Annotated in this window: 18 protein-coding genes; 9 read left to right on the forward strand and 9 right to left on the reverse strand. The window is 48.1% G+C overall.

Annotation, left to right across the window (positions count from 1 at the left end; genetic code table 11):
* Positions 1-19: 19 nt before the first annotated feature.
* Positions 20-652, forward strand: coding sequence for a GNAT family N-acetyltransferase (locus tag MHI14_RS05630; protein ID WP_341129994.1), 633 nt, complete (start codon positions 20-22; stop codon positions 650-652).
* 418 nt (positions 653-1,070) lie between these two features.
* Here MHI14_RS05630 and MHI14_RS05635 read toward each other — a convergent pair whose 3' ends face one another.
* Both MHI14_RS05635 and MHI14_RS05640 read right to left on the reverse strand, forming a co-directional pair.
* On the reverse strand, positions 1,071-1,880 hold the full coding sequence (locus tag MHI14_RS05635; protein ID WP_249912854.1) for a histidinol-phosphatase: 810 nt from the start codon (positions 1,878-1,880) through the stop codon (positions 1,071-1,073).
* Between the two features lie 30 nt (positions 1,881-1,910).
* Positions 1,911-2,813 carry a LysR family transcriptional regulator gene (locus MHI14_RS05640; RefSeq protein ID WP_036605798.1) on the reverse strand — a complete coding sequence of 301 codons (903 nt, stop codon included), beginning with the start codon at positions 2,811-2,813 and terminating at the stop codon, positions 1,911-1,913.
* Between the two features lie 456 nt (positions 2,814-3,269).
* Here MHI14_RS05640 and MHI14_RS05645 point away from each other — a divergent pair, with 456 nt between their 5' ends.
* The 5 genes from MHI14_RS05645 (at position 3,270) to MHI14_RS05665 (ending at position 8,144) form a co-directional block, all read left to right on the forward strand.
* Positions 3,270-3,728, forward strand: coding sequence for a chemotaxis protein CheX (locus MHI14_RS05645; RefSeq protein ID WP_036605799.1), 459 nt, complete (start codon positions 3,270-3,272; stop codon positions 3,726-3,728).
* Between the two features lie 56 nt (positions 3,729-3,784).
* Complete coding sequence (locus MHI14_RS05650; RefSeq protein ID WP_017692466.1) at positions 3,785-4,558, forward strand: SDR family NAD(P)-dependent oxidoreductase; 774 nt, start codon at positions 3,785-3,787, stop codon at positions 4,556-4,558.
* A 212-nt stretch (positions 4,559-4,770) separates the two neighbouring features.
* The gene (locus MHI14_RS05655) at positions 4,771-6,144 is read left to right on the forward strand and encodes a DEAD/DEAH box helicase (protein ID WP_133387044.1); all 1,374 of its coding nucleotides are present in this window, start codon (positions 4,771-4,773) and stop codon (positions 6,142-6,144) included.
* Positions 6,145-6,171: 27 nt separating this feature from the next.
* Positions 6,172-6,924: an ABC transporter ATP-binding protein gene (locus tag MHI14_RS05660; RefSeq protein ID WP_091037813.1), complete on the forward strand. Its 753-nt coding sequence runs from the start codon at positions 6,172-6,174 to the stop codon at positions 6,922-6,924.
* Between the two features lie 2 nt (positions 6,925-6,926).
* Positions 6,927-8,144: an ABC transporter permease gene (locus tag MHI14_RS05665; protein ID WP_091037811.1), complete on the forward strand. Its 1,218-nt coding sequence runs from the start codon at positions 6,927-6,929 to the stop codon at positions 8,142-8,144.
* Between the two features lie 166 nt (positions 8,145-8,310).
* Here MHI14_RS05665 and MHI14_RS05670 read toward each other — a convergent pair whose 3' ends face one another.
* From MHI14_RS05670 to MHI14_RS05680, 3 genes are all read right to left on the reverse strand, one after another.
* A complete protein-coding gene (locus MHI14_RS05670) occupies positions 8,311-8,436 on the reverse strand; it encodes a YjcZ family sporulation protein (RefSeq protein WP_206759599.1) in 126 nt (41 codons plus the stop codon).
* A gap of 217 nt (positions 8,437-8,653) precedes the next feature.
* A complete protein-coding gene (locus MHI14_RS05675; RefSeq protein WP_091037809.1) occupies positions 8,654-9,952 on the reverse strand; it encodes an aminotransferase class I/II-fold pyridoxal phosphate-dependent enzyme in 1,299 nt (432 codons plus the stop codon).
* A 178-nt stretch (positions 9,953-10,130) separates the two neighbouring features.
* A complete protein-coding gene (locus MHI14_RS05680; RefSeq protein WP_091037808.1) occupies positions 10,131-10,748 on the reverse strand; it encodes a pyridoxamine 5'-phosphate oxidase family protein in 618 nt (205 codons plus the stop codon).
* 157 nt (positions 10,749-10,905) lie between these two features.
* On the opposite strand from MHI14_RS05680, the gene pdxR reads away from it, so the two are divergent.
* Positions 10,906-12,363 (forward strand): MocR-like pyridoxine biosynthesis transcription factor PdxR, encoded by a 1,458-nt coding sequence (gene pdxR, locus MHI14_RS05685; protein WP_091037806.1) that lies wholly within the window; start codon positions 10,906-10,908, stop codon positions 12,361-12,363.
* A gap of 178 nt (positions 12,364-12,541) precedes the next feature.
* Entirely contained in the window at positions 12,542-13,327 is a 786-nt protein-coding gene (locus MHI14_RS05690; protein ID WP_091037805.1) for a helix-turn-helix domain-containing protein, read from the forward strand.
* 347 nt (positions 13,328-13,674) lie between these two features.
* On the opposite strand, the gene asd is transcribed toward MHI14_RS05690, so the two are convergent.
* Together asd and MHI14_RS05700 are read right to left on the reverse strand one after the other, a co-directional pair.
* Positions 13,675-14,466, reverse strand: coding sequence for an archaetidylserine decarboxylase (gene asd, locus MHI14_RS05695; protein WP_047841263.1), 792 nt, complete (start codon positions 14,464-14,466; stop codon positions 13,675-13,677).
* Positions 14,467-14,551: 85 nt separating this feature from the next.
* Positions 14,552-15,682: a YheC/YheD family endospore coat-associated protein gene (locus tag MHI14_RS05700; RefSeq protein WP_091037803.1), complete on the reverse strand. Its 1,131-nt coding sequence runs from the start codon at positions 15,680-15,682 to the stop codon at positions 14,552-14,554.
* A gap of 515 nt (positions 15,683-16,197) precedes the next feature.
* On the opposite strand from MHI14_RS05700, the gene MHI14_RS05705 reads away from it, so the two are divergent.
* Positions 16,198-21,402: a WIAG-tail domain gene (locus tag MHI14_RS05705; RefSeq protein ID WP_133387050.1), complete on the forward strand. Its 5,205-nt coding sequence runs from the start codon at positions 16,198-16,200 to the stop codon at positions 21,400-21,402.
* A gap of 172 nt (positions 21,403-21,574) precedes the next feature.
* Here the strand turns inward: MHI14_RS05705 and MHI14_RS05710 are convergent, their stop codons facing one another.
* Positions 21,575-23,140 (reverse strand): M4 family metallopeptidase, encoded by a 1,566-nt coding sequence (locus tag MHI14_RS05710; protein ID WP_091037797.1) that lies wholly within the window; start codon positions 23,138-23,140, stop codon positions 21,575-21,577.
* A gap of 45 nt (positions 23,141-23,185) precedes the next feature.
* Positions 23,186-23,458, reverse strand: a complete 273-nt coding sequence (locus MHI14_RS05715; protein WP_133387051.1) for a hypothetical protein — start codon at positions 23,456-23,458, stop codon at positions 23,186-23,188.
* Positions 23,459-23,859 lie beyond the last annotated feature (401 nt).

Consider the following 23,859-nt stretch of genomic DNA (forward strand, 5'->3'; position numbering starts at 1 on the left):
GGCAAAAGGAGCGATTGTCATGCTTACCCGAAAAATGCTGGTTCAAGGTCTGCCGGCTTTGTGGACAGAGCGTCTTGTCCTGCGATCATTACGTCAAAGTGATTACAGCACATTATCGGAACTTTTTTCCGATCCTCAAGTCATAAGATATGTGAATAGGGGAAGCCAGCCCACGCCAATCAGGGCGAGACGGTTATTGAACCAGATACGGAGCAGCAGCGCCAAGCTGGATTCGTTACATTATGGGATCTGCTGGAGAGGCAAGGAACAAGTGATTGGGATCACCTCATTCCAGCACTGGAATGATCAGAATGGTACCGCACAGATTGGTTACATCCTGAACAGGTCCTGTTGGGGCAGGGGTGTGGCTACCGAGGCGGTACAGCGACTGTTGCAGTTTGGATTTGACGATCTTCATTTGTGGAGGGTGGAGGCACGGTGTTATGAGGCCAATGTATCTTCACAACGGGTGTTAAGCAAAATAGGGATGTCCTATGAGCGGAGTCTTCCCTCCTTCGGACTGCATGATGAGGATGACGAGGAATCAGAATCCCTGATGGATGTTAAAGTGTACAGTATGTACCGGGAACAATACGCCCGCCCGCTTCAGGAAAAAGACCTGCAAACCCTGGTATCTGACAAGCCGCAATGACATAGAGTAAGAGTAGTCAAAACGTGAATGAATCGAACTTCAATCATTTGTTACACAATTGAAATATAGCTGCAATTGAACTCTAACAGACAGGGGGTAAACTTATCTCATGACCCCCTTTTTGATAATAGATAATGCTGTTGGGACCCGCGCGAGCGGGTTCATTTTTTTTGTCCATATAAGTTAACTTGTGGAATATTTACACTGGCCACTCCGATGACAGAATAACCTTCCGATGCAGCTTTCTTTCAGAAAGCTTTTAGGCGACCGCTTCGCTTCTTCAAGTTATTTCTGTCCTCTCCGTTATCGTGTAAATGTTCAGTTGACCTTATATAATATTTTTAATTTAGAATTAAACCCAAAACCCCCACAGCGTGAACAAGCGCGCTGTGGGGGTTTCTATGTGGTCTGATATTTTTTACAGTGGTACAATCTGCATCTGTTTCTGCTTGAAGTACACCCAGTCGGTGAATCCGATCTCCTTGAGACGTGTACGAACGTCATCCAGCTCGTCTGCCACCCGCTGCGGTTTATGAGCGTCCGATCCAAAGGTCACCTTCACTCCATAATGATGGGCCCGTTCCAAAATGGCATCCGAGGGATACCAGCCACCGCTGAGTTTGGTTTTGCCAGATGTGTTAATTTCAATCGCTACGTTGGATTCTGCAATGACCTGCAACGTTTCATCAATGGCCTGATCAGCGATAATTTCGGAGAAAGGTGGATAATTTCCTTTCATCGCATCAATGTGTCCAAGAATCTGGAACATACCGCTGCGAGCCGATTCCCGGATTAATGAATAATAACTCTCTTTCACTTCAACTTTGCGAGCATTGCTCAGTCCATTCCACCGGGTTTTGTTGAAGATACTCACATCCTCGGTATGATGAACCGAACCAATAATATAGTCAAAAGGATACTGTCCCAGTGTGGTACGGTACAATTCTGCATAAGCAGGGAAGTAGTCGGATTCAATGCCGAGCAGCACATCGATTTTACCAGCGTACTCTTCTTTCAAAGCAAGGACTTCTTCCACATAATGCTGCAATTCCGACTTGCCCATTGCGATCCGGGGAAATGCCTGCTCAAGCTCACTGCCAAAGTATGGCGTATGATCCGAGATACCGATGGCCTGAAGTCCTGCTTTAATACCCGCCTCTATATAATCGCGGATGTTGCCGTCTGCGTGACCACAACGAAAATGATGTGTATGAAGATCAAATTTCATATGGAATCCTTCCTTTCTCATGGCTCATTGTCATTCTGAACTGATGAATTGGGTTTCCGGCATACCTTTGAGGTCACTTATGAATTGCTGCATTGCTGAGTTAAGGTATCGACTGGACTTATAGATGACACCAACAGGGTGACTGACCTCCAGCTCACTTAAGGGTATCATTCGCAATGTACCTTGACGCAACTCATGCGCAACAGATTGTTTGGAAATGACAGCTGCCCCGAGATCAATCTCGACCATCCGTTTCACTTCTTCGCTGCTCGACAACTCCATTACTATATTAGGTTCAATATTATGTTTCTTGAAGATGGTTTCTGTAAACCGTCGGCCTACTGTATCAGGGGATAGCAGAATCAATGGTGTACTCCGGAGCACATCGACTGCAGCATGTTTTTTCTTTGCCAGCGGATGGGAAGGAGATACCACGAGTTCAAATGTGTCATAGTACAGTACAGATGTATTCAGGTTGGGATTACGCTCCGTGAGATAACCGATACCAATATCAACCAGACCATTTTCGACCTGGGTATAGATCTGTGATGACGGAAGGGATTGGATACTGGTTTTGATCAGCGGGAATTGATCTTGGAAATAGGATAACACCCTTGGCAAGATCTGAATAGCAATGGAAGTTGTTGTGCCTAACACGATACGTCCCTGAGGCGTTTCATCGAGATCGGACAATTTTTGTTTCAACTCATCAACGATATCGAGCATCCGTTCAGCGTGCTCCAGAAATACCTGTCCACGGTCTGTCAGGGTAACGGGTTGATTCCGATCCACAAGAACGGTGCTGAATTCGTCCTCCAGACTTTTGATCTGGGCAGAGACGGCAGGCTGGGTCAGGTTCAGAAGTTCTCCCGCTTTGCGGAAGCTCATCGTTTTGGAAATGGTAATTAGTGTCTCCAGTTGGCTTATGTTCATAGGTGACCTCCTTGCAGGCAAAGTATCTTGATTATGTAGTGTTTGGTGCGATGAAATCCCGTAACTGGTTATTGTTCCGTTATCTTAAATTATAGGTGATTCAGGACAGCAGAGCAATGAAGGCAATTGTAAGGATCAAAAGTAGTTCAAGAGACTGTGAAAAAAACGCGAATAAAAGAATTTGATTTTTTTAACAGTTGTGAGAAGCAGTAATAAAGTCCTAAATGCCTTTTGCCACGCACAATGAACGAAAAGCTTTCTTCAAAAGAAGTAAAAAGCTCTGTTTATTCGCTAGAATCAGCTATAAACATTTGCCTCACGGATGACGATAAATTATAGTACACATGGTTTAACGAATTCTTAATGAATTCTTGTACGTGATAAAGTATAATAAATTTAATGAATATGGGACTTTTGGTGTGTGACCAATAACCCAGTGTGAGGGGGACATAGACAGTGAAAGCGGAAGTGATTAATCCTTTCCTGGAATCGGCACGGAACGTATTTGAACAGCTCATCCAGGTTTCGCCTTCCACCGGGAGTCTTGGCGTGAAAAATGTAGAGTACATTGCAGACCATGTCTGGATCGTGATCGGAATGACCGGACAACTTAGCGGAAACATTGTATTTGGAATCAATGAACAAGTTGCATTGAAAATTGTATCTGCGATGATGGGTGGTTTTGTCATTACAGAAATGGATGAAATGAGTAAAAGTGCGATTTCGGAACTGGGTAATATGATCAGTGGTAATGCCAGCACCATCCTGTCAAACCAGGGTGTTGTGGTTGATATTACACCTCCACAAGTGATGAAGTCCGAACATCTGACTACATTTAGTGCAACGAAAGCACTTAGCATTCCTTTGCTGATGGACGGCATTGGTGAGATGGATATTCAGGTCATGATCTCGTAGAATAGAGCCATACGCCTCAAGAGGCAATATGTGTTCAATACGGGAGGACATCGGGTATGCTGAAAGATCAGGTAGTGTTTATTACAGGTGCATCGAGTGGTATCGGTGCGCTGTGTGCGCAGATGCTGATAGAAGAAGGAGCCATCCCGATTCTGGCTGCCCGTTCGCGGGACAAGCTGGAAGAGATTGGTGCCTCGCTGAAAGGGCCGCATGAATTACTCACGCTTGATGTTACGGATAGTGAGCAGGTTCAGGCAGCTGTGGAGGCGATATTGCATAAATACGGACGAATTGACATTTTGCTGAACAACGCAGGTTACGGGAAATTCGCAGCGATGACAGAGATGTCTGTACAGGAATTCGATGAGATGATGGACGTTAATTACATGGGCATTGTCCGCTGCACCAAAGCAGTGCTTCCACAAATGTTGGAACGGGGCAAAGGTCAGATTGTGAACGTGGCCTCCATGGCTGGCAAAATCGGTACAGCCAAATCCGCTTCCTATACAGCTACAAAACATGCTGTACTCGGATTTAGTAATGCGCTGCGTCAAGAGCTTCGCAAGACTGGCGTCATGGTGACAACGATTAATCCTGGTCCGATTGATACACCATTTTTCCATCGGGCTGACCCATCTGGCAATTATGTGAATAATGTACGTTGGATGATGTTGAAACCGGAAGACGTTGCGGGTCATATGATTCGGGCGATGAAAAAGCGCAAGGAAGAAGTGAATCTGCCAAGACTTGCTTCTGCTGGCATATGGTTGTACCAGCTATTTCCTCGTCTTGCAGATCGATTGTCGCACGGTGTAATGAATCAGAAGTAAATGTGATACGAGGCATCATATACGGAATGAAAGAAAGGCTCCGCCGAGGGGCTTTTCTTTTTTTTGGCGTGTATACATACAATTCTGGAATAAGATTTGGTACACGGGCTTTTTTCGCATATAATGAAAGGTAATGTGATGACAGGCTTCGGTTTTAGTAAGTACAAGCAGGGCTAGCATCAAAATGAATAAAATTAAAAGGATGGACATACATGACGAATCAAACATTTGCTTCAATTGGCGTGGAACAGGATCTGGAGGCCGTTTTGGCGAAACATGGCATAAACGAACCCTCACCTGTACAGGCTCAGACGATCCCGGTTATTTTGGAAGGTCGAGATGTCGTATCCAAATCCCAGACGGGAACAGGAAAAACGCTGGCATATCTGCTGCCACTGTTACAATCCATCAAAATGGATATCAAAGGTACGCAGAAACTCATTATTGCACCTACACAAGAGCTGGCGATGCAGATTGTACGTGAGGCACAGCGCTACGGGGAAGAACGCAAGATCGGCGTATTAGGTCTGATTGGTGGCGCAGCGGCTAAACGTCAGATCGAGAAGCTGCGTGAGCATCCACAATTGGTTGTGGGTACACCGGGACGACTGAAAGAATTGATTACACTCAAAAAACTGAAAATGCACAACGTCTCTACAATTGTTATCGATGAAGCGGACCAAGTGTTCCAACTTGGCGGCGTAAGTGACGTGAACTTTGTACTCAAGAGCGCATTGCGGGATCGTCAGTTGATCTTCCTGTCAGCAACAATTGATGAGAATACGGCCGGACTCGCGAAGCGTGAGATGAAAGAGCCTGTTCAGATCGGAATTGAACCGGATCGAGCTACGGCTGCGGGCCTGGAGCATTATTATTTTGTAGAAGAAAACCGGAACAAAATTGACATGCTGCGTCGTCTGGTCAGACAGTACAATCCGGATCGGGCGATCGTATTTGTGAATGCAACCGAAGATATTGGTGAAGTTGAAGCAAAAATGAATCATTTGGGCTTGTCCGCTGCTGCGCTGTATGGGGATGCTGACAAAGTGACCCGCAGTAACGTATTGTCTGCCTTCCGTAATGGCAAACTTCAGTTGCTGATTGCCAGCGAAGTCGCTGCCAGAGGACTGGATATCGAAGGCTTGCCAATGGTCATTAACTATGACCCTGCCTTTGACTCGGAGCACTATGTTCACCGTGCAGGTCGTACAGGCCGGATGGGACGCTCGGGGATCGTTTTGTCCATTGTGGATGAAACACAGATCTTTATTATGCGTAAATTCGCACGCGAACTCGGAATCGAACTGTCAGAACGTGTACTCTTTGGTGGTAAAGTACTGGAGGCTGATCCGCGTCCGGACACGCGGCCTGAGGGACATTCGTTCTCCAGAAAACCAGGACAATCCAGAGATCGCAAACCAGGTCAGGGCAGCCGCAATGGCGGTACCCGGGCTACAATCTCCAATTCGCGTCCAGCGGGTAACAAACCAACTGGCAATACTGGCCGCACGGAGCGCGATCAGGATCGTAAAAACAAGGGAGCACCCAAGTGGAGTAAAGACAAAACGCCACGCTCCGAAGAATAGAATCTGACGAAAGGGGTGCAGGGATAGATGGAAAATGTTCAAACGCCTGTTCTGCAAATCAGCGGTTTAAGCGGAGGCTATAGTGCCAAACGGCCGGTCCTTCACGGCATCGATCTGGAAGTCGGACGTGGAGAGATGGTCGGACTAATCGGCTTAAACGGTGCTGGCAAAAGTACAACCATGAAACATATCCTCGGCTTGATGACACCTCAACAGGGCGAAGTACGAGTGATGGGCAAGAAGCGGGACGAGGATGCGCAGATCTACCAATCGGCCATGGCATTTGTACCGGAATCACCCGAACTTTATGATGAGATGACGGTGATGGAGCATCTGGAGTTTACGGCAAGAGCGTACAATGTGTCGGAGTCTGATTTCAAACAACGTACGGAGAAACTGCTGGAACTGTTCCGTATGAATGAGAAAAGTACAAGTCTGTCGACTCACCTGTCCAAGGGGATGAGACAAAAGGTCATGATCATGTGTGCTTTTGTGGCAGGACCACCACTGTACATCATTGATGAGCCTTTCCTGGGACTGGACCCGCTGGGTATTCGCTCTTTGCTTGATTTTATGCTGGAGATGAAAGCTTCGGGATCATCCATCCTGCTCAGTTCACACATTCTGTCCACGATTGAAAATTACTGTGACCGTTTTATCGTTCTGCACCGTGGGCAGGTTATTGCTCAAGGGACGCTGAATGAACTGCGCTCCCAATTCGGGGAATCGGATGCCACGCTGGAGCACATGTTCTATTCCCTCGTACAAGGCAGGGATTGAGCATGGATCTCAAGCTGCTATGGAAGCAAAGACGCACAGGATTCTGGAACGGAATTCTTCCTTATCTGGGATATGTAATCCAGAGCGGTGTAGCTATGGTTTTTTTATTTCTCGTCATTGCGTTCTCCGCCTGGTATACATCGTTTGTCCAGAACATTCCGGCGGAATTTCCGATTCGCTGGATTGCATTGTTGCTGCTGGCACCACTGGTGCTGTTTAGCAGTTATCGTACATATCTGCTTCCGGCAGATATCGTGTTCCTGCGACCACAGGAATACCGGATGCAGGAATATTTGAAGAACAGCTTTGCCCGGGGCATTATCTATAAAAGTCTGGGCCTGTTACTTGTGTTTGTTACATTGTGGCCTCTCTATGTTAGAGCAGATCTGGATGCACGGCCATTTGGCTGGTTCATTGTATTCCTGCTGCTGTGGAAAGGGTTGTCCAGTTATGGAGCATGGCAAGAGCTAAGAATGGTACAGGTCGGGGCAGCAAGAGGATATCGTCTCTTGCGTTGGGCTCTGGCAGTGCTGGCGGTTGGCGCATGGCTATGGCAGCCACCGCAGCGGAGCATATGGTTCCTGTTGTTGCTGGCTGTCGTCTACATCGTCGCCTTGCGTATACCAGTGAAACATCGGGTAGCGTGGGAAAGACTGATTCAGGTGGAGCAGGGTCAGGCTGGCAGGGTTATGCGGACGCTTGGCTGGTTTGTGGATGTACCTTCATCCGGACAGAAAGTAAGTTCGCGTCGCTGGCTTAGCAAATGGGGGAGCGGTCTTCCTTGGAATGCAGGGAAAGCTTACCGATATCTGATTACCAAAACGTTTATTCGAACCGAAGTGTTCTCAATCGTGTTACGCCTAGTTGTATTGGGCATGTTACTATCCTGGTGGACAGCAGGCAGCTACTTTGGTGTAGGTGTGTATCTGTTCTTCCTGTTGCTTGCAGGTGTTCAGTTAGGTGCGCTGCGTCGCAGTCATAGTGAGTCGTTCTGGATTATGATCTATCCGATCTCGGGTGAGAGTCGTCGCTCTCAGGTGTTGGGATTCATATTCCATCTACATGCACTGGCTGCGTTGCTCATGTGGTTGCCTATGCTGGCTGCCGGAGCAAGCGGACTGACTGTCACCGGAGTAGCACTTATTTTGGGTATACTGGTGATTGTGATCATGCGGCGTTCGCAAGGTAACAAGTGGTTGAAGGAAGAAGAAGACGAGTAAACAAGAGACCGTACCTTCGTACCTCTCGCCAGCCAAGATGGTGGTTCGAGGTGGAGGGTGACTTCTACTTAAGTTAACAAAGAAGGGTATTCCGGGCTGTGTCCCGGAATACCCTTCTTACTGCTGTAATCAGATCACTTGGTTCTCGCGCAAGTGTGTATTGGTACTAACAGAGGAACGATTTAGTGATAATCACGAGCAAGATGAACAGAACGAGAATGGCACCTGTGTTAGTAAATCCTCCGTAACCGCCGCATCCATAACCGCCTCTTGTATCTTCAACTCCAGACATGGTCATTCCCCTTTCAAGTGGTTGTTTGGCACGCCCTTGCGTACATCGTATATTATGTGCCTTGGGGGTAGGCTGATTGGGCCGATGCCCGGTAAAGCCAGAAATTGACGCTTTTGGGCTGATAAAACACAAAAGAACCCTTCGTATATCCAGAGACATGAAGCGTCGCCGTTATACAAAGGGTTCTTATATCATTCAGGGTACAGGTCTGTGTTAACTAAGTCGTCCGCAGATCCTGAACTCCACGATAGATGGTTTCATACAGATCTTCCAATCCGGATTCTTCAATACAGGAGAAGGCGATTCGCAGATCCGATTCACCCAGCGCGATTGTACCCACACCATATTTGTGCAGCAAATGGCTTCGAAGTTCTTCAGCGCCAACTTCTTTTAGCTTCAGGCACATGAAGTAACCGGAGTTGAACGGATAATAGTCCCATGCATCTCCATACTTGCCGCTATCGAGAATGGCTTTTACCTTATTGGCGCGGCCTTTCATAATCTCGAACTTCTCCTGTTTCTGTGCTTCAAACTCCGGTGCTTTGAGCGCATCCAGTACAAAAGTCTGGGAAGGATGCGGGCCACTGGAGATCGTTGCCCGGATAATACCGAGTGTTTTTTGTTCCAATGCGTGCAGAACGGCTGCATCTTCATGGGCATACGTAATGAATCCAACGCGGAAGCCCCATACGAACTCCTCCTTGGTTGCACCATCCACTTTTACAGTCAACACACGTGGATGAATGTTGGCAAGTTTGCCAAACAGGGATTCATGAATGGAATCTTCGAAGAACAGTCCGAAGTAGGCATCATCTGTTACAGCAACCACGTTAACGCCGGCTTCAGCTGCCTGACGAATCGTGTTCACAATTGCATCTGCTTCTTCGGCTCCAGGCGTATAACCTGTAGGGTTATTCGGGAAGTTGAGCAGCACGATCGCTTTACCTTTGTCCTTTTGATCAAGCAAAGCCTGAAGCAGACCATCACTGTTGAAGTTCAACTGATCATCGAACAGGGGATAATGAACCAACTGGCCATGACGACGAATTCCGAAGGTCAGCTCGTAATTTTCCCAGTTTTTATCTGGATATATGACAGCGTCCCCTTCATCGGCGAACAGGTCGGCTACGATACTTAGTCCATGGGTTAATGCATTGGTTACAATTGGATTGCCAAACGTTTTGCCTTTCAGGGAAGGCGTTTCCTTCAGCATCTTGTCTCTCCAGACGGTCCGCAATTCAGGTTTGCCTGCAGGTGGAGCGTAAGGATACAGATCCTTTGGCTGGAATGCAGACAGCTTCTCCTGAATAACCTGAAGATGCATCGGCACACCACCCTCCAGGGCGATACCAATCGTGGCATTATGGGTCTTGGCCAAGCTTGCTGCTTCAGCAGATTGACTCAAGATCCCCTCTTTAGGAAAATAAATTTCTTTGCCAAGCTGTGACAGCATGGAGTAGACGTGACTGCTGCCTGTCTGAATACTTTCGTTCAACTGTTCAGCCAGTGGATTCATTCTTTTCATCCTTCCAAGTCTTTGTGATTCAACTGCCTAACATTATATCACCTTGACATGCCCCCGTCACGGAAATTACGCAATATGACAGTTATATCGCTTTACCGCGTTGTTGCAGAAGGTTTTTGGGTGGGTTATCGTTGAATTCAACCTTGGAGTAATCCTCAAGAAATGAAACTTATTGCTGATGAAAAGGACAGTATTTCCGCATCATTTCAGCAGTTTCAGTATCTCTTCCTTCATTGCGCTGTTCTAACTGACCACTGATATGATCAAATCGTTCACTGGAGAGGTTTTGTCCAAATTTAAATTTGGCACTAATCCGTTCAGGAATAATTCGGACTACGGCTACAGCTTTGAGGTTTCCTGTGTAACGCGAGTCAGTAGCGTCAATGGGTACATATCCGCCTTGCGGCTGGAGTTTCTCCATAAATCGTTGCAGTACCTTACCTTTGATGTCCAGATCTTTAACCGGTTCAGCCTCACCGAAGGCCATGACACTTTTGAAGAAAGAAGTCGCCGGACAAGCAAGCTCAGGATCACTGAAGTAGGATGGAATCAGGGAGAACTCTTCAGCTACTGTGAAACTGACCGACGAATCCTGCTTGATCTGTTTCATCTTCTCACCAGCCAGACTGCCGTGGAAATAAAAGCAACCGTCCATATATACGAAATTCAGCGGTGTAACCCGTGGTTGTCCGTCCGGACTGACCGTTCCCAGAAACCCGAAGGAGCACTGATCCAGAAATGCGGTAATCTCCTGTTCTTCATCTACTGTGAATTCTTTCCGTCTCATGTGTATTCCCCCATCATTGAAATGTATAATAGAACGCCATATCTTATGGATAACAATAGTTCATACATTGACAATGAAATAGATCCAATTTACATTCACTTTAGTAGGCCAATTCGTCAGGGATCACATAATGAAGAAAAATGAAGAGAGGTGCATGATGGAATTGTGGCTGCCCATGGATACCTATGAACTTCAGCATCGATACAAGTATGAGGCACTGTACCATGCGTTACGTGATGCCATTCATGCAGGCACATTGGTAGGAGGCACGCGGCTTCCTTCCACCCGTGAGTTGGCAAGGCAATATGAGATGTCACGTGGTTCGGTAGCTCAGGTATACGACATGCTGCTTGCAGATGGTTATGTCCATGCACATCGGGGAAGAGGTACATTTGTAACCGAAACATTATCCACTCAGGAAAATAAAAAACAGGAAGCCGTTCTCAAGTTGTCTGCCTGGGGCGAACGAGTACAGCGGTTGAATACGCAACATGAAGTCCTGCGGACTCAGATGTATTCAACGAAGCCGTCCGTCATTAATTTTCAAATGCAGCGCATGCCTGCAGAACATTTCCCGTTAGGGGAGTGGAAGAGTGCACTCGCTGCGGTTCATCGCAGTGGTTGGCGAGAATCGAGCGGTGTAGCCGGTGATCCGGAGCTGCGTGAGGCCATCGCCTCCCATCTCAGATGGACACGTGGTATCCAGGCTGAACCCTCTCAGATTGTATTGTTCAGTGGTTCAATGCAAGGCATCACCCTGCTATCTCAATTGCTGATAACGGAGAATACAGCAGTTGTATTAGAGAATCCGGGGTATCCGGGTATCGCCCATGCCGTCAAGTCCTGTGGTGGGCATATCATCCCGGCAGAGGTGGATGCTGCAGGCATTATTCCTCAGCCTTGGGAGGCACAGACGTTATTTGTCACCCCTACCCGGCAGTTTCCAACAGGGGCCGTGCTGGGGTTGGACAGAAGACGTGCCTTGCTTGCGTGGGCCTCAAAGCGTAATGCGGTCATTATTGAAGATGATTATGACAGTGAATTCCGATGGGGCGGAAGACCAATTGAACCCCTCAAAGTGCTTGATCGTGAACAGCGCGTCATCTACGTTGGTTCATTCTCACAAACGATGGTTGTTTCGTTCCGACTTGGCTATGCCGTACTGCCACCTGGTCTGGTAGAACCTCTCCTTGCCGCCAAGGCGTTGTATGAACCGGTACCTCCCGCACTGCTGGAGCAGCGCGCACTGGCGAAGTTTATGACCCGAGGAGGTTACCTGAGGCACTTACGACGGTTAACCCGGTTATACGGGGAACGGCATGATTTTTTTGTGCGAGAGATGGAACTACAGTTGCCTGAAGCATTCACGATGCAACTTGGTGATGCAGGACTGCATATCTATGCTACCTGGAATGGCGATGTGGACAGTTATCAGCGATTTAAAAAGCTTGCCGAGGAGGATGGCATATTGTTCCGTGATGCAGAGCGATATCGGCTGACTTCAGGTCATCCGGCGGCCTGTTTTGCTTTTGCACATCTGGAGAAAGAAGAGATGACAGAGGGAATCCGGCGAATGCGGCTAGCCTGGGAGAAGTGCACATTTTCGTTTCGGTGAATTCCGCTGTATAATGGGATAAGACATTTCGCTCCTGTAGGAGCAGAGATCATATATGAGCAAGTTGTATTGAACCATGCAAGATGCTGAAATACATATGGCCTTGATTGAAGAAGTGAGATTCAGATCAGCATGATGCCATATGCAGAGAGATTAACTATCAAGGGGGAGTGGCGACATGCTGCAGGCATCGCCGTCATCATTTGTTATTTTGCCCGCTGTCGCCAAAATTGTCTGTGAACCGGGCTGGAAGTGGCAGAAACGGGAAAAACCGATGCAAAACTATGATTTATTTTATGTATGGAGTGGTGAAGGAACGCTTGTACTGAATGACCAGTCGTATGAAGTTGGCAAGGGTAGTTGTTTTCTGTTCAGGCCAGGAGATCATCCTACTGCAACACATAATAAGCAAAAACCGTTGGTACTTACGTATATTCACTTTGATGTGGACGTGCCTGTTGATGATGTTCCCCAGTCCTATCGCGAGGTACAGGAAACGGTGGAGTTTGAGCATTTGCTGGCACGTTATGTAAGACTGTTCTTATCGGATGTGTACGGACGTGATGAAGAGAGCCGATTGATTCTGAAGCAATTGATGATTCATTTGCTGCGCGCCGATACGGAAGAACCTGTGGAGAAAAAGGTAAGCAATCAGTTGTCTGATGTCATCCAGGAGGTCGCCAATTATGTGCGTCAGCATCCGGGGATTACGCATCGGGTGGAAGATCTGGCTGCGCGGGCTGGCTTATCGCCCCGATACTTCTCGATCAAGTTCAAGGAACTGGTGGGATCATCGGTGCAATCTTATATTATCCGCATGCGTATTGAACGGGCGGAACATCTGCTGGTGCATACCGGCATGAATGTGACCGAAGTGGCGGATGCTCTGGGTTACCGGGATATTTTCTTCTTCAGTCGTCAGTTCAAGCAATATACCGGCAAAAGCCCGTCCGAGATTCGTTAAAATTCTGATGAGAAAAACAAGAAACCGTTTCAAGTCTGGAACGCAAGGGTAATTATCTAGCATTCCAGATGACCAAAAGGGGGAACTTGTGATGAACGGAAAACGTCGGGTCCGCAACCGGGGATGCTCTACGAAGGGATGCAATATTTTCCGGAACCGTCTGCGTCGCTTCAAACCGGCAGAGGACTTGCAAGATGTGTGGTTTTGAGGAGAACTCAGCAGACCAATAACGACGGAGCGAAGCTTCGTATTGCATGTATACATGGATGAATATGAAAGCATAAAGAGGATGGCGCAATACCTGGTTACAGGTGCTGCGCCATCCTCTTTATTTGCGTATGGACTCATTAGTTCTTCGGTTTCAAACGACCAAGCAATGCGCCCATTTTGACCGAATCGCCTGGCTGTAAGCCCGGGTTTGGTTCGAATGTGCCGCTCTGCGTCAGCAGAACAACGGTGGAACCGAATTCAAAATAGGCCAGATCATCGCCCTGTGCCCAGGTACTTGTGTCCGTATCAGCATACTGTATGCTACTCACGTTCATCGCACCTACTTTGACAACCGCCACTTCACCGTAATCGTGTGCGATATACGTAATGAGTCGTTCATTTCGACTAAGCACGGATCTCATATGGGTCAGGCCAAAGTCATTCACGGGATAAACTTTGCCCTTGATGTGTTCGCTCTCTATTTTGCGGCCGCTGACAGGTGCATGAATGCGGTGATAGTCGCGAGGGCTGAGATAGAGGACGAACCCGTACCCGTGCTTGTACTTCTCCAGATGGGGAGAATGGTTTAATAATTCAGCAAGTGTATAATTTTGTCCCTTAACATTCAGGAGTGTCCCTGCAGATATTGGACCGGCTGCCGTAATCTTGGCATCTACCGGGCTGATCAGTGCATGCTCTGAAAGTTCCAACGGGCGCATGCCCGGCTTTAATTTGCGGGTAAAGAAATCGTTCAGTGAACGGTATTCCTTCCAGTCTTTCTCGGCCTCCTGAACAGGGATGTCGTAGGTCCGGACAAAATAAGGGATAAATGCCTTACTTCCCCGGCTTTTGGAAAAGGCTCCCACAGTCCGGGAGATCCATTTGCGCGAAGAAAGCTCGGTCATTAATCGCAACAGCGTTTTTGCCATGAATATCCCCCTTAGGGTTAATGCGAACTTCAAGGCCGGCAAGACCGGCCGTTCTGCATAATATTGACACAGAATGCACACGAAATCAATATAGTCTCCTATCGTATGTCTGCGGTTGTCTCGGTATCATCGAATTTTGTTCCAGCAGCAGACGCCCATAAGCCATCGGTTTGCTGTACGTTGTCTTCCAGTGTTCCGACATTCCCGCCTTGCGAAATCCGTAACGCTGATCCCGTCCATTGCATTCAATAAAATAGATCTGACCGCTGCGCGTTATCCCGAGATCAAGGCCCAGATCAGCCAGATGTGGCAGACTGGCCGCCAGGTTCTGGGCAATTCGAAGTGCAACGAGTCCGATTCTGTATTCCAGTCGAGCCAGGTCGAAGCCAGATTCTCCTAATCCAAGGGCCTCTGCGAGCTTCATGACTTTACCGCCCTGGGCGATATTGCTGACAAATGTATGGGCAGGAGCCGCTTTGGCAAACATGCCTGTTATTCCCCAAAGACCGTCGCTGCCACGTTGTACAGATACCCGCAAATCTACCGGCCTGCCCTCATAACGTACCAGTGGGATACGCTCTTCAATGAGGTAGGCATGGCGAAAGATCCGCCTTAGGGTGGCGGAAGGAAGCTGTCCTTTGCTCAACCGGAAGGTAGCCCACCCTTTGCGTGCAGCCTTCGTCTCACAGGTTAGTTTCCACTGTCCATCTCGCTCAAAGACTCGCATAATACCATGACCGATGCTGCCGCTGCATGGTTTGATGACGAGGTCATCATATTGTTCCATCATATAGGCCAGAGACTCTGGCGTAGCTTTAACTGCATGGGGTAGGTGTTCTCGCAAGGCGAGGTCCTGATGAAGCATGTCATGAATGTGATCTTTACGATACCGGTTGCGAACGTTGAATACCTGGATACCCTGCAACATGAGCTTGGTAATCTGATGCTGTTCCGTCCGGCGAAGCTGGAGTGATCGGTTATGAATGACGGAGGGCAGTGGCATGCGCTCACGAACATATCTGCCTTCTTTTTTAACATAGGCAAGACATGTTTTTTGATCCGAATCGATATCTTCCAGCCTCAAAAAGCAGGGGGTTAATCCATAACTGGCCGCTGCCTGTTCATAATTCGCGAGTGATTCCTGACCGGTCCTTCCGGCCGGTATCCCCCGGTACATGCGTGAATCGAACATAATGCCGATCGTTTCTTGGAGCATGACCGTTCCTCCTTCGATGTTATCGCGACCATGGATCGTCCATTCATGGAATGCCGGCCTGTCACCGCATGGCTCAGACATCGCGATAACGCAGACCGGTGTATAAGATGCATCGCCAAGCACTAGTGCTTGCTCAGGGCGTGTCTAAGACTCCGAAGGAAGCAGGTTTTGCCGAATTTTCGTTCCAAGCAAGGAAGTTTTCTGCAGGCATGCCGGGGCACGTTAAGGGAAAGTGACGCAGCAGGGGGCGAAAAGACGGTGAAAGATGCACTTCAGCGAGTTTTCAGACACGACCTAGACATAATATCCTATGACATGACTGGGACGGGGGCGTGGACAGCCGCCTTTCCTCTGCAGCCCTGACACGCCTATTTCCACGGAGATCATCGAACGTTCCTGTCTTGACGCCTGTACATTCGTGCTCTGGAATCCGCAAAAGTCATAAATGAAGTGGCAGATGCCCATATGGAAGCATATGATGCCGGAGACGAACGTTAGAGGAAGGAGCAAGCTGCATGAGTAAAAATGGCAAAAAGAAGGTCCCGACGCCGAAACTGCGGCATGTGAGCCCGAAATTTAAGGAATTGGAACTGACTGATCGCCGGGCAGATAAGATGAACTCAGGTTTCACTGTGAATAGGGAAGAACGCTTGAATACGAATAAAAGGGATTCGAGAGCTGTTCAGGAGTCGGAAGAATTCCTATTCGAATCAACGGAGCTACCTGCTTCAACAAACGAGCTGGAAGAGCTAGAGATCGAAGCCAAAATCAAGTCGGAACCCGTAGAGTCTGATCGCAAGGAAGTTGAGACACAAGATAGCTCGGAAAAGCAGATTCAGGTTAGCAGCGTGGCTCCGGTTGCTCTGGAAGAAGAGCAGGACATCAACAAGCAGGAGATAACAAGCAAGGATCGGCTGCAAATCTTGAACCAAAACCAGATGCCGGGTCATACCGGACACTACATCTACACGGACGACTTGAGTGAATTTGCTGTTACGGAGAGCAAGTTGGCTCCTTTCTCTGTGGATGCTTCCAAGCTGAAACCGGATGCGGTCGGCAGTGAAGCATTGCAGGATTATGCGGTGACCAGCATTCACATTGCAGACGGGGCCATTGTTTCGGCGAAACTAGCGGAAGCGTCTGTATCTGAGGAGCACCTGATTGACGGCTCTGTGTCTGGTCATAAAATACGAAATGCTTCTATTGCCGGTGAGAAAATCAGAGATGGCAGTATTACTTCTCAGAAGCTTGGCAACCAGGTCATCGATTCGGCCAAAATTGCCGACGGTTCCATCAGCACAAGACATCTCAGCCGCATGCTGGTAACGGAAGAATTAATCAAGAATCATGCCGTAACTGGAGACAAGATCGCGATTAGCGGCGTGGATACAAGGCATCTCACGGGAGGAGCTGTGAATACCTCCAAACTGGCTGACGATGCAGTGACTACATCCAAAATTCGGGAAGCTGCTGTCACAGGCAGCAAAATCGAAGAACACTCCATCGAGTCTCACCATATTCAGGCAGGTGCTGTTAAACAGACACATCTGGCAGAAGGGTCTGTCGGTCGTTCACAACTATTAAATGGCAGTATTGGAAGTGACCAGATAGAGGATGGATCCATACAAACAAGACATTTAGCTGAGGGTTCATTAACTGGAAGACATCTACTGGACGGTTCAATCGGATCAAGTCAGATTCGTGCTCATTCCGTTGGCAAGGAGCAGATTGGCAATGGAGAAGTGGGCAATGAGCATTTGACGGAAGGTGCAGTAACCAGCAGCAAACTGGCAGACCAGTCTGTGGGAACAGCAAAATTGCTGGAGCAGTCCATTACGGCATCCAAGATCTCTGATCAGAGCGTCATTTCTTCCAAAATTGCGGATGAAGCCGTACAAGGTAAACATCTTGCCAAGGGGTCCATTCGTGCGGAACACATTGCGAATCGGGGAATCACACCGGTACATGTGGACAATTCCGCAATTCACTCCATTCACATTGCAAGTGGAAGCATCGAGGCAACTCATCTATCTGCCGGAAGTGTGTCTGGAGATGCTCTCGCAGACGACGTGGTGTGTGAGCGGCATCTTGCAGAGTCGGCCGTGGGTACGTATGAATTGCAGGATGCTGCCGTTACAGACGTTAAACTCGCGGATGGAAGTGTGACAACAGAAAAGCTTGGAACGGCATCGGTAAGTAGCAGAGCGCTTGCCCCGGGAAGTGTTATATCCTCGCATCTTGCGAGTGGTGGAGTCACAGGTACACATCTGGCTCCAGGCAGCGTGGGTTCCGAGGCCCTGAGACCTTATGCAGTGAAATCAGAACATCTGACAGAACATGCCGTAGGTGTACCTCATCTCCAGCCGGGCAGTGTTGAAACGGATGCGATTGCACGGGCCGCGGTCACAACTGACAAATTGGCTCTTGATAGTGTAACTTCAGCCCAGCTGGCTGGCGGGTCCATTTTTCCGCCTCATCTAACAGATCATGCGGTTACTTCCCCCAAGCTCTCACCAGAAAGTGTTGCCACAGATAAACTGGCGGATTTTGCTGTCACGTCGGCTAAACTGGCAGACGGTAGCGTGACTTCTTCCAAGATTATGGCAGAGAGCATTAACGCCAAACATATTCCAGCAGGAACCATTCGTGGGTATCACCTGAAGCAGCATTCCGTTTCACTGGAACATTTGTCGGAAGAGATACGCTCACCGGAATTATTTGCTAATGGCAGTATTACCGGCAACAAACTTCGGCATGGCTCCATAAGTGCGGACCATTTGACAGCAGACTCGGTATCCGGAACAGAACTGCAACAGGCTGCTGTAGGTAGCGAGCACTTGCAGCCATCCGCTGTACAATCCGTCCATCTGGCTGAAGGCAGCGTGAAATCTGATCATTTGGGGACTCAAGTAGTGAGCTCACAGCATCTGAAGCCAGACATCATTCATGAGGAGCATATTGCTGAACAGGTGGTCACATCGCATCACTTGGCACCCGGATCTGTCGAAACAGACCATCTGGCACCTTTATCCATTACAGCAGCTCACCTTCAGCCAGGTTTGATCAGTGGTTTGCATCTTCAGGCAGAGTCGACAAGTGCTGTTCACCTGCAGCAAGGAGCTGTGCATTCCCGTCATATTCAAGATGGTGAGATTCTTCCTCATCATATCCATGAACGCAGCATCGGAACATCTCATCTGGAAGAAGAAGCGGTAAGTACGATTATTTTGCAGGATGAATCTGTAACACGCTCCAAACTAGCAACGGGTAGTGTGGATGGCAGCAAATTAGCCGCAGGAAGCGTATCGGCTAATCACATTGCCAATGAAAGTGTGCAAACCCGTCATATCCAAGAAGGAGCAATCCTTGCTGATCATATTCAAGAGTGCAGTATTGGCTCAGTTCATCTGGATGAGGAGTCTGTAAGTGCGATTCATTTGCAAAATGGATCTGTAACAAGTGCCAAACTGGCGGATGGCAGTATAAACGGCAGCAAATTGCTTGAAGGAACCGTATCGGGTGCTCATATTGCGTCCGAAAGTGTGCAAACCGGGCATATTCAGGCAGGGGCCATTCATGCTGACCATATTCAGGAGCGGAGCATCGGCACAACCCATCTGGAGGAGGAAGCAGTAAGTGCGATTCACCTGCAAAATGGGTCTGTCATCAGTGCCAAACTGGCCGACGGCAGTGTAACCGGCAGTAAGTTGATCGAAGATGCGGTGTCAGGAATCCATATCGCCTCTGAAAGTGTGCAATCCCGCCATATCCAGGCAGGAGTAATCCTTGCTGACCATATTCAGGAGCACAGTATTGGCATGCTTCACTTGGAACAGGAAGCAGTAACTGCCATTCATCTGCAAAATGGATCTGTAACAAGTACCAAGTTGGCCGACGGCAGTGTAACCGGCAGCAAGTTGCTTGAAGGAGCAGTATCAGAGATCCACATTGCAGACGATAGTGTACAATCCAGTAAGATTCAGGCAGGAGCCATTCATGCTGACCATATTCAGGAGCGGAGCATCGGCACAACCCATCTGGAGGAGGAAGCAGTAAGTGCGATTCACCTGCAAAATGGATCTGTAACGAGTGCCAAACTGGCGGATGGTAGTATAACTGGCAGCAAGTTACTCGAAGGTACGGTATCCGGGATTCATATCGCATCGGAAAGTGTGCAATCCGGGCATATTCAGGCAGGAGCCATTCAAGCTGATCATATTCAGGAGCGAAGCATCGGCACAGCCCATCTGGAAGAGGAAGCAGTAAGTGCGGTTCATCTGCAAAATGGGTCCGTCACAAGTGCCAAATTGGCTGACGGTAGCATTAGCGGCAGCAAATTGCTCGAAGATGCTGTATTGGGGAGCCATATCGCATCGGAAAGTGTGCAAACTCGCCATATCCAGGCAGGAGCGATCCTTGCTGATCATATTCTGGAGCATAGCATTGGTACGTCCCATCTGGAGGAGGAAGCAATAAGTGAGATTCATCTGCAAGATGGGTCCGTAACGAGTGCCAAACTGGCGGATGGCAGTGTGAGCAGCGACAAACTGCTTGAAGATGCGGTGTCGGATGTCCATATTGCCAATGGAAGTGTGCAATCCCGTCATATCCAAGAGAAAGCCATACATGCTGACCATATTCAAGAGCGAAGCATTGGGATCTCCCACCTCAAAGCGGAATCGGTAAGTGCGATTCACCTGCACAATGGTTCCATAACAAGTGCCAAAATGGCTGACGGCAGTGTAAACGGTAATAAATTGCTTGAAGGTGCGGTATCGGCTATCCACATAGCAGACAAAAGTGTGCAAACTCGTCATATTCAGGATGGAACCATACATGCTGATCATATTCAAGAACGCAGTATTCGCACAACTCATCTGGAAGAGGAAGCAGTAAGCGGGGTTCATCTGCAAAATGGGTCTGTCACAAGTGCCAAATTGGCCGATGGCAGCGTGAACGGCAGCAAACTGAGTGAGCAGAGTATTACCTCTAATCACTTGAATGCGGGGATTGTAGGTCCAGCGCATCTGAGCGAAGAGATATGGAATGCGATTCGTCAGTTCAGTGGAGAAACGCTGGAGCAACTGGCAGCTATCAAAAGACAAGAGGGATTGTTTCAACCAGAAAATGAAGGTGTACAGCAATCACAGCAGGTAATCGTCGAGGCATTACCGAGTGCTGGTCTGGAGCAACAACAAGACCTGATATCCCAAACAGATCAGCTTGGCGAATCACCGGCAGCTTTGTTCACGACAGATCAGGCGGATCAGGCAGATCAGGCTCAGCAACCACAGCTTGAACGGTCACAGGAGATCGCTGAAATTACGGAGTTTATGTTAAGTAAACAATCGATTACACAGGAGCATCTGTGTGATGATGCCGTGGGCAGCAGCCAGTTGCAATCGGGGGCAGTTCAGGCCAACCATCTGGCCTTCCAGCCCGTTCGCAGCGTAAGTAAACAACCGGTTGTGCAACAATTCGGAATGGAAGCTTTTGTACTGCCAGAGAGTGAAGTAAGCACAGAGGTAACGGTTGTTTTTGAAGAGTCATTTGCTTCAGAACATTATGTGATTGTGGGCATGAGCAATGATCGGGGATTCCAAATCTCCCTGCTCTCGCAGAGTGAGGACGAAGCGGTACTTGAGGTGTCACGTACGGCAGATTGCAAGCATACGTACGGGTTGTTGTCATGGATTGCTGCGGGACCTTCGCAAGAATAGTGCCGGTTGTTGTATCTGTAATACAAAAATGACAAAAGCGGTGTCCAGAGTTGTCCGGGACACCGCTTTTGGTTGATATAAGCTTAATCCGTTCGGACGGTGAGGGGTGTCTGAACGTTTTGTTACCATTAGGATGAGTACATTATAAGTTCAACCACAATAAAATAAGATTTTACAGGCCTACAGCTTGATACGCTTTGGTAATGGCAGTAGCTTCAGCAGAATTCGCTCCGTACAGATCTTTGGCTGCTTGGATGGTAGCTGTTTTGGCAGCGGCAAATTTGGACGTTGGTGTCAGGTAGTTCACCAGTGTGCTGTAGAAAATTTGAATCGCTTTATCCCGGCCGATTCCGGTAACAGTCACACCATTATGTGTTCCGCCTTGAGCAGCAAGGTAATAGGCTTTGTTGATGATACCGCTGTTGATATGAACACCGCCGTTGTCCTGTGTGCCTGTGTAGCGATCGCTGTATTTGTCAGGTTGACCATACAATGTAGGGTTGGAGAGGGATCGCAGCGCATCTCCTGGAATGTTAGGTGTGTAGATATCATCACCGAGCAGCCAGTTTTTGTTTTGGATCGTATTACCGAAAATATCGGCAAAGGCTTCGTTGAGTGCACCTGGTTCATTGCGATATTCCAGATTGGCTGTATATTCAATAACACCATGTGTCAATTCATGCCCCACAACATCCAGATCACCAGACAGGGATCGGAAAGTCGTTCCATCTCCGTCACCAAAGACAATCTGTGCCCCGTTCCAGAAGGCGTTATTGTAATTGGAGCCGTAGTGCACGGTTGATCTGATCAACAATCCGTTACCATTAATACCGTTACGGTTGAATTTGTTTTTGTAGAAATCATACGTAGCAGCCGCATGAGCGTGAGCATCTACACCTGCACGATCGGTCCATACATTATCCGAATCTGTGAGCAAGCTACCAGGCAGTGAGGAGCCATTGTTCGCCGTGTACGTTTGGATGCCATTGCCGCGAGTGGTGTCTTTCAGTTGGAAGGTGCTGCCGGATTGGGTGGTTGTCAGGGTTTTGGTATCTCCAAGCACACCTGTACCTGTTCCGGTGGCGAAGTTAATGAGGTCAAACTGGGATACGATACTGCCATCCACTGCGTTAATGAAATATTTGGTCCGTAGAGGGGCTGGTTCCAGTACGTTTACTTCCGTAATGTAAACCAGATACGTCTGACCATCTTCTTCATGATGATAGATGTTCAATTCAGCTTGAGGTGTGATTTCCGCGGCACCAAGCTCTCCAATCCGGGAGGTTGCTTCTTCGGTTGCAATACGGATCGCGTCTTCTCCGCTGATCTCGGCTACACCATCATTCGGAATGGCCTGCTCTTCAATCGGTGGAAGATCACCAAGTGCGGAGCTCACGGCTCCGGTTTTGTCCAGGTGGACCGTCTGTTCTGCACCATAAACCGGGATACCTTTAATATACTGTTTCAGACGGAAGTGTCTTACACCAGATGTATCTGTGTTTCTTTTGACAATTTTGAGCTGGGATTTCACATCGGAATTCAGGAATTGTTCCTGCTGTCCAAGATAATTAAAGATGGTGTCATCTGTTCCACTGTTCAATGGAATACCCTCCTCAGAGGCATAAGGGGCCTGAAGTGGAATGGATTGATCAGACACTGGAGCTGCAGTAGCAGAGGATACGGAAGCGAGCAAAAGAGCTCCTCCAAGAATTGTTGGCATAACTTTAGCGAATTTCATAGTAAACTCTCCCATTCTTAAACTTATTTTTTGGTTGGAAAATGTTCATGCCAGTCTCGGTTGGAATTCCGTCTGCAACTTGGGCAGCTCGGAGCGTGGGGCTGAACCTGAAGCGTGGAATGAGACAAGAAACGATTGGAACAAAATTGGCTTGGCCTTAGCTCGGGAAGTGTTAAGCACGACACCAAACGAAAAGGATAACCGTTTATTCAGTTCAGCCCGAAGGTTTAATCGTCTATTGTGTTCCTCTTTCAGAAAGCCGGGGGTTGTCCAATTGCGCAGGTAGAAGATACGTTCACGGAAAACTGGGGTGTTCAATCCGGGTTTGCGTAAATGACAAAGGCAGTGTGTTCTGAACGGCATCACTCCTCTCAAGAGTAAAATGTATCTGCTTAACAGGTTCTGCGAATGAGGTCATAATCTAATCAACCTAAGGTCAATAAATTGATTTAAAAAATATATGGGAACTTATGTTCACCACAAGGTTATTTTTGTAAATAAAACTGCTTGGAACGTATATTATCACAATGTAAAACTTTGGAAAAGATACAAATTTAGATTTTTGCTAAAATTGTGTCTGAAGTAGGGGAGAGGTAGCGTTTTTCACATATTTTGACGTATTTTGTCTAAAAGCAAGGCCTGTACCCTCGTGATCACAGAGAGAACCTGCTTAGTGCAAGGACAAACGCCGTTTCCACTGCTCCACGAATACATAGAAT

The sequence above is a fragment of the Paenibacillus sp. FSL K6-2393 genome (assembly GCF_038002545.1).
In the GTDB taxonomy this organism is placed as follows: Bacteria; Bacillota; Bacilli; order Paenibacillales; family Paenibacillaceae; genus Paenibacillus.

Coding starts and splice junctions, on each gene's coding strand:
- MHI14_RS05630 (WP_341129994.1), top strand. CDS start 20: ATGCTTACCCGAAAAATGCTGGTTCAAGGTCTGCCGGCTTTGTGGACA.
- MHI14_RS05635 (WP_249912854.1), bottom strand. CDS start 1,880: ATGAAATTTGATCTTCATACACATCATTTTCGTTGTGGTCACGCAGAC.
- MHI14_RS05640 (WP_036605798.1), bottom strand. CDS start 2,813: ATGAACATAAGCCAACTGGAGACACTAATTACCATTTCCAAAACGATG.
- MHI14_RS05650 (WP_017692466.1), top strand. CDS start 3,785: ATGCTGAAAGATCAGGTAGTGTTTATTACAGGTGCATCGAGTGGTATC.
- MHI14_RS05655 (WP_133387044.1), top strand. CDS start 4,771: ATGACGAATCAAACATTTGCTTCAATTGGCGTGGAACAGGATCTGGAG.
- MHI14_RS05660 (WP_091037813.1), top strand. CDS start 6,172: ATGGAAAATGTTCAAACGCCTGTTCTGCAAATCAGCGGTTTAAGCGGA.
- MHI14_RS05665 (WP_091037811.1), top strand. CDS start 6,927: ATGGATCTCAAGCTGCTATGGAAGCAAAGACGCACAGGATTCTGGAAC.
- MHI14_RS05670 (WP_206759599.1), bottom strand. CDS start 8,436: ATGTCTGGAGTTGAAGATACAAGAGGCGGTTATGGATGCGGCGGTTAC.
- MHI14_RS05675 (WP_091037809.1), bottom strand. CDS start 9,952: ATGAATCCACTGGCTGAACAGTTGAACGAAAGTATTCAGACAGGCAGC.
- MHI14_RS05680 (WP_091037808.1), bottom strand. CDS start 10,748: ATGAGACGGAAAGAATTCACAGTAGATGAAGAACAGGAGATTACCGCA.
- pdxR (WP_091037806.1), top strand. CDS start 10,906: ATGGAATTGTGGCTGCCCATGGATACCTATGAACTTCAGCATCGATAC.
- MHI14_RS05690 (WP_091037805.1), top strand. CDS start 12,542: ATGCTGCAGGCATCGCCGTCATCATTTGTTATTTTGCCCGCTGTCGCC.
- asd (WP_047841263.1), bottom strand. CDS start 14,466: ATGGCAAAAACGCTGTTGCGATTAATGACCGAGCTTTCTTCGCGCAAA.
- MHI14_RS05700 (WP_091037803.1), bottom strand. CDS start 15,682: ATGCTCCAAGAAACGATCGGCATTATGTTCGATTCACGCATGTACCGG.
- MHI14_RS05705 (WP_133387050.1), top strand. CDS start 16,198: ATGAGTAAAAATGGCAAAAAGAAGGTCCCGACGCCGAAACTGCGGCAT.
- MHI14_RS05710 (WP_091037797.1), bottom strand. CDS start 23,140: ATGAAATTCGCTAAAGTTATGCCAACAATTCTTGGAGGAGCTCTTTTG.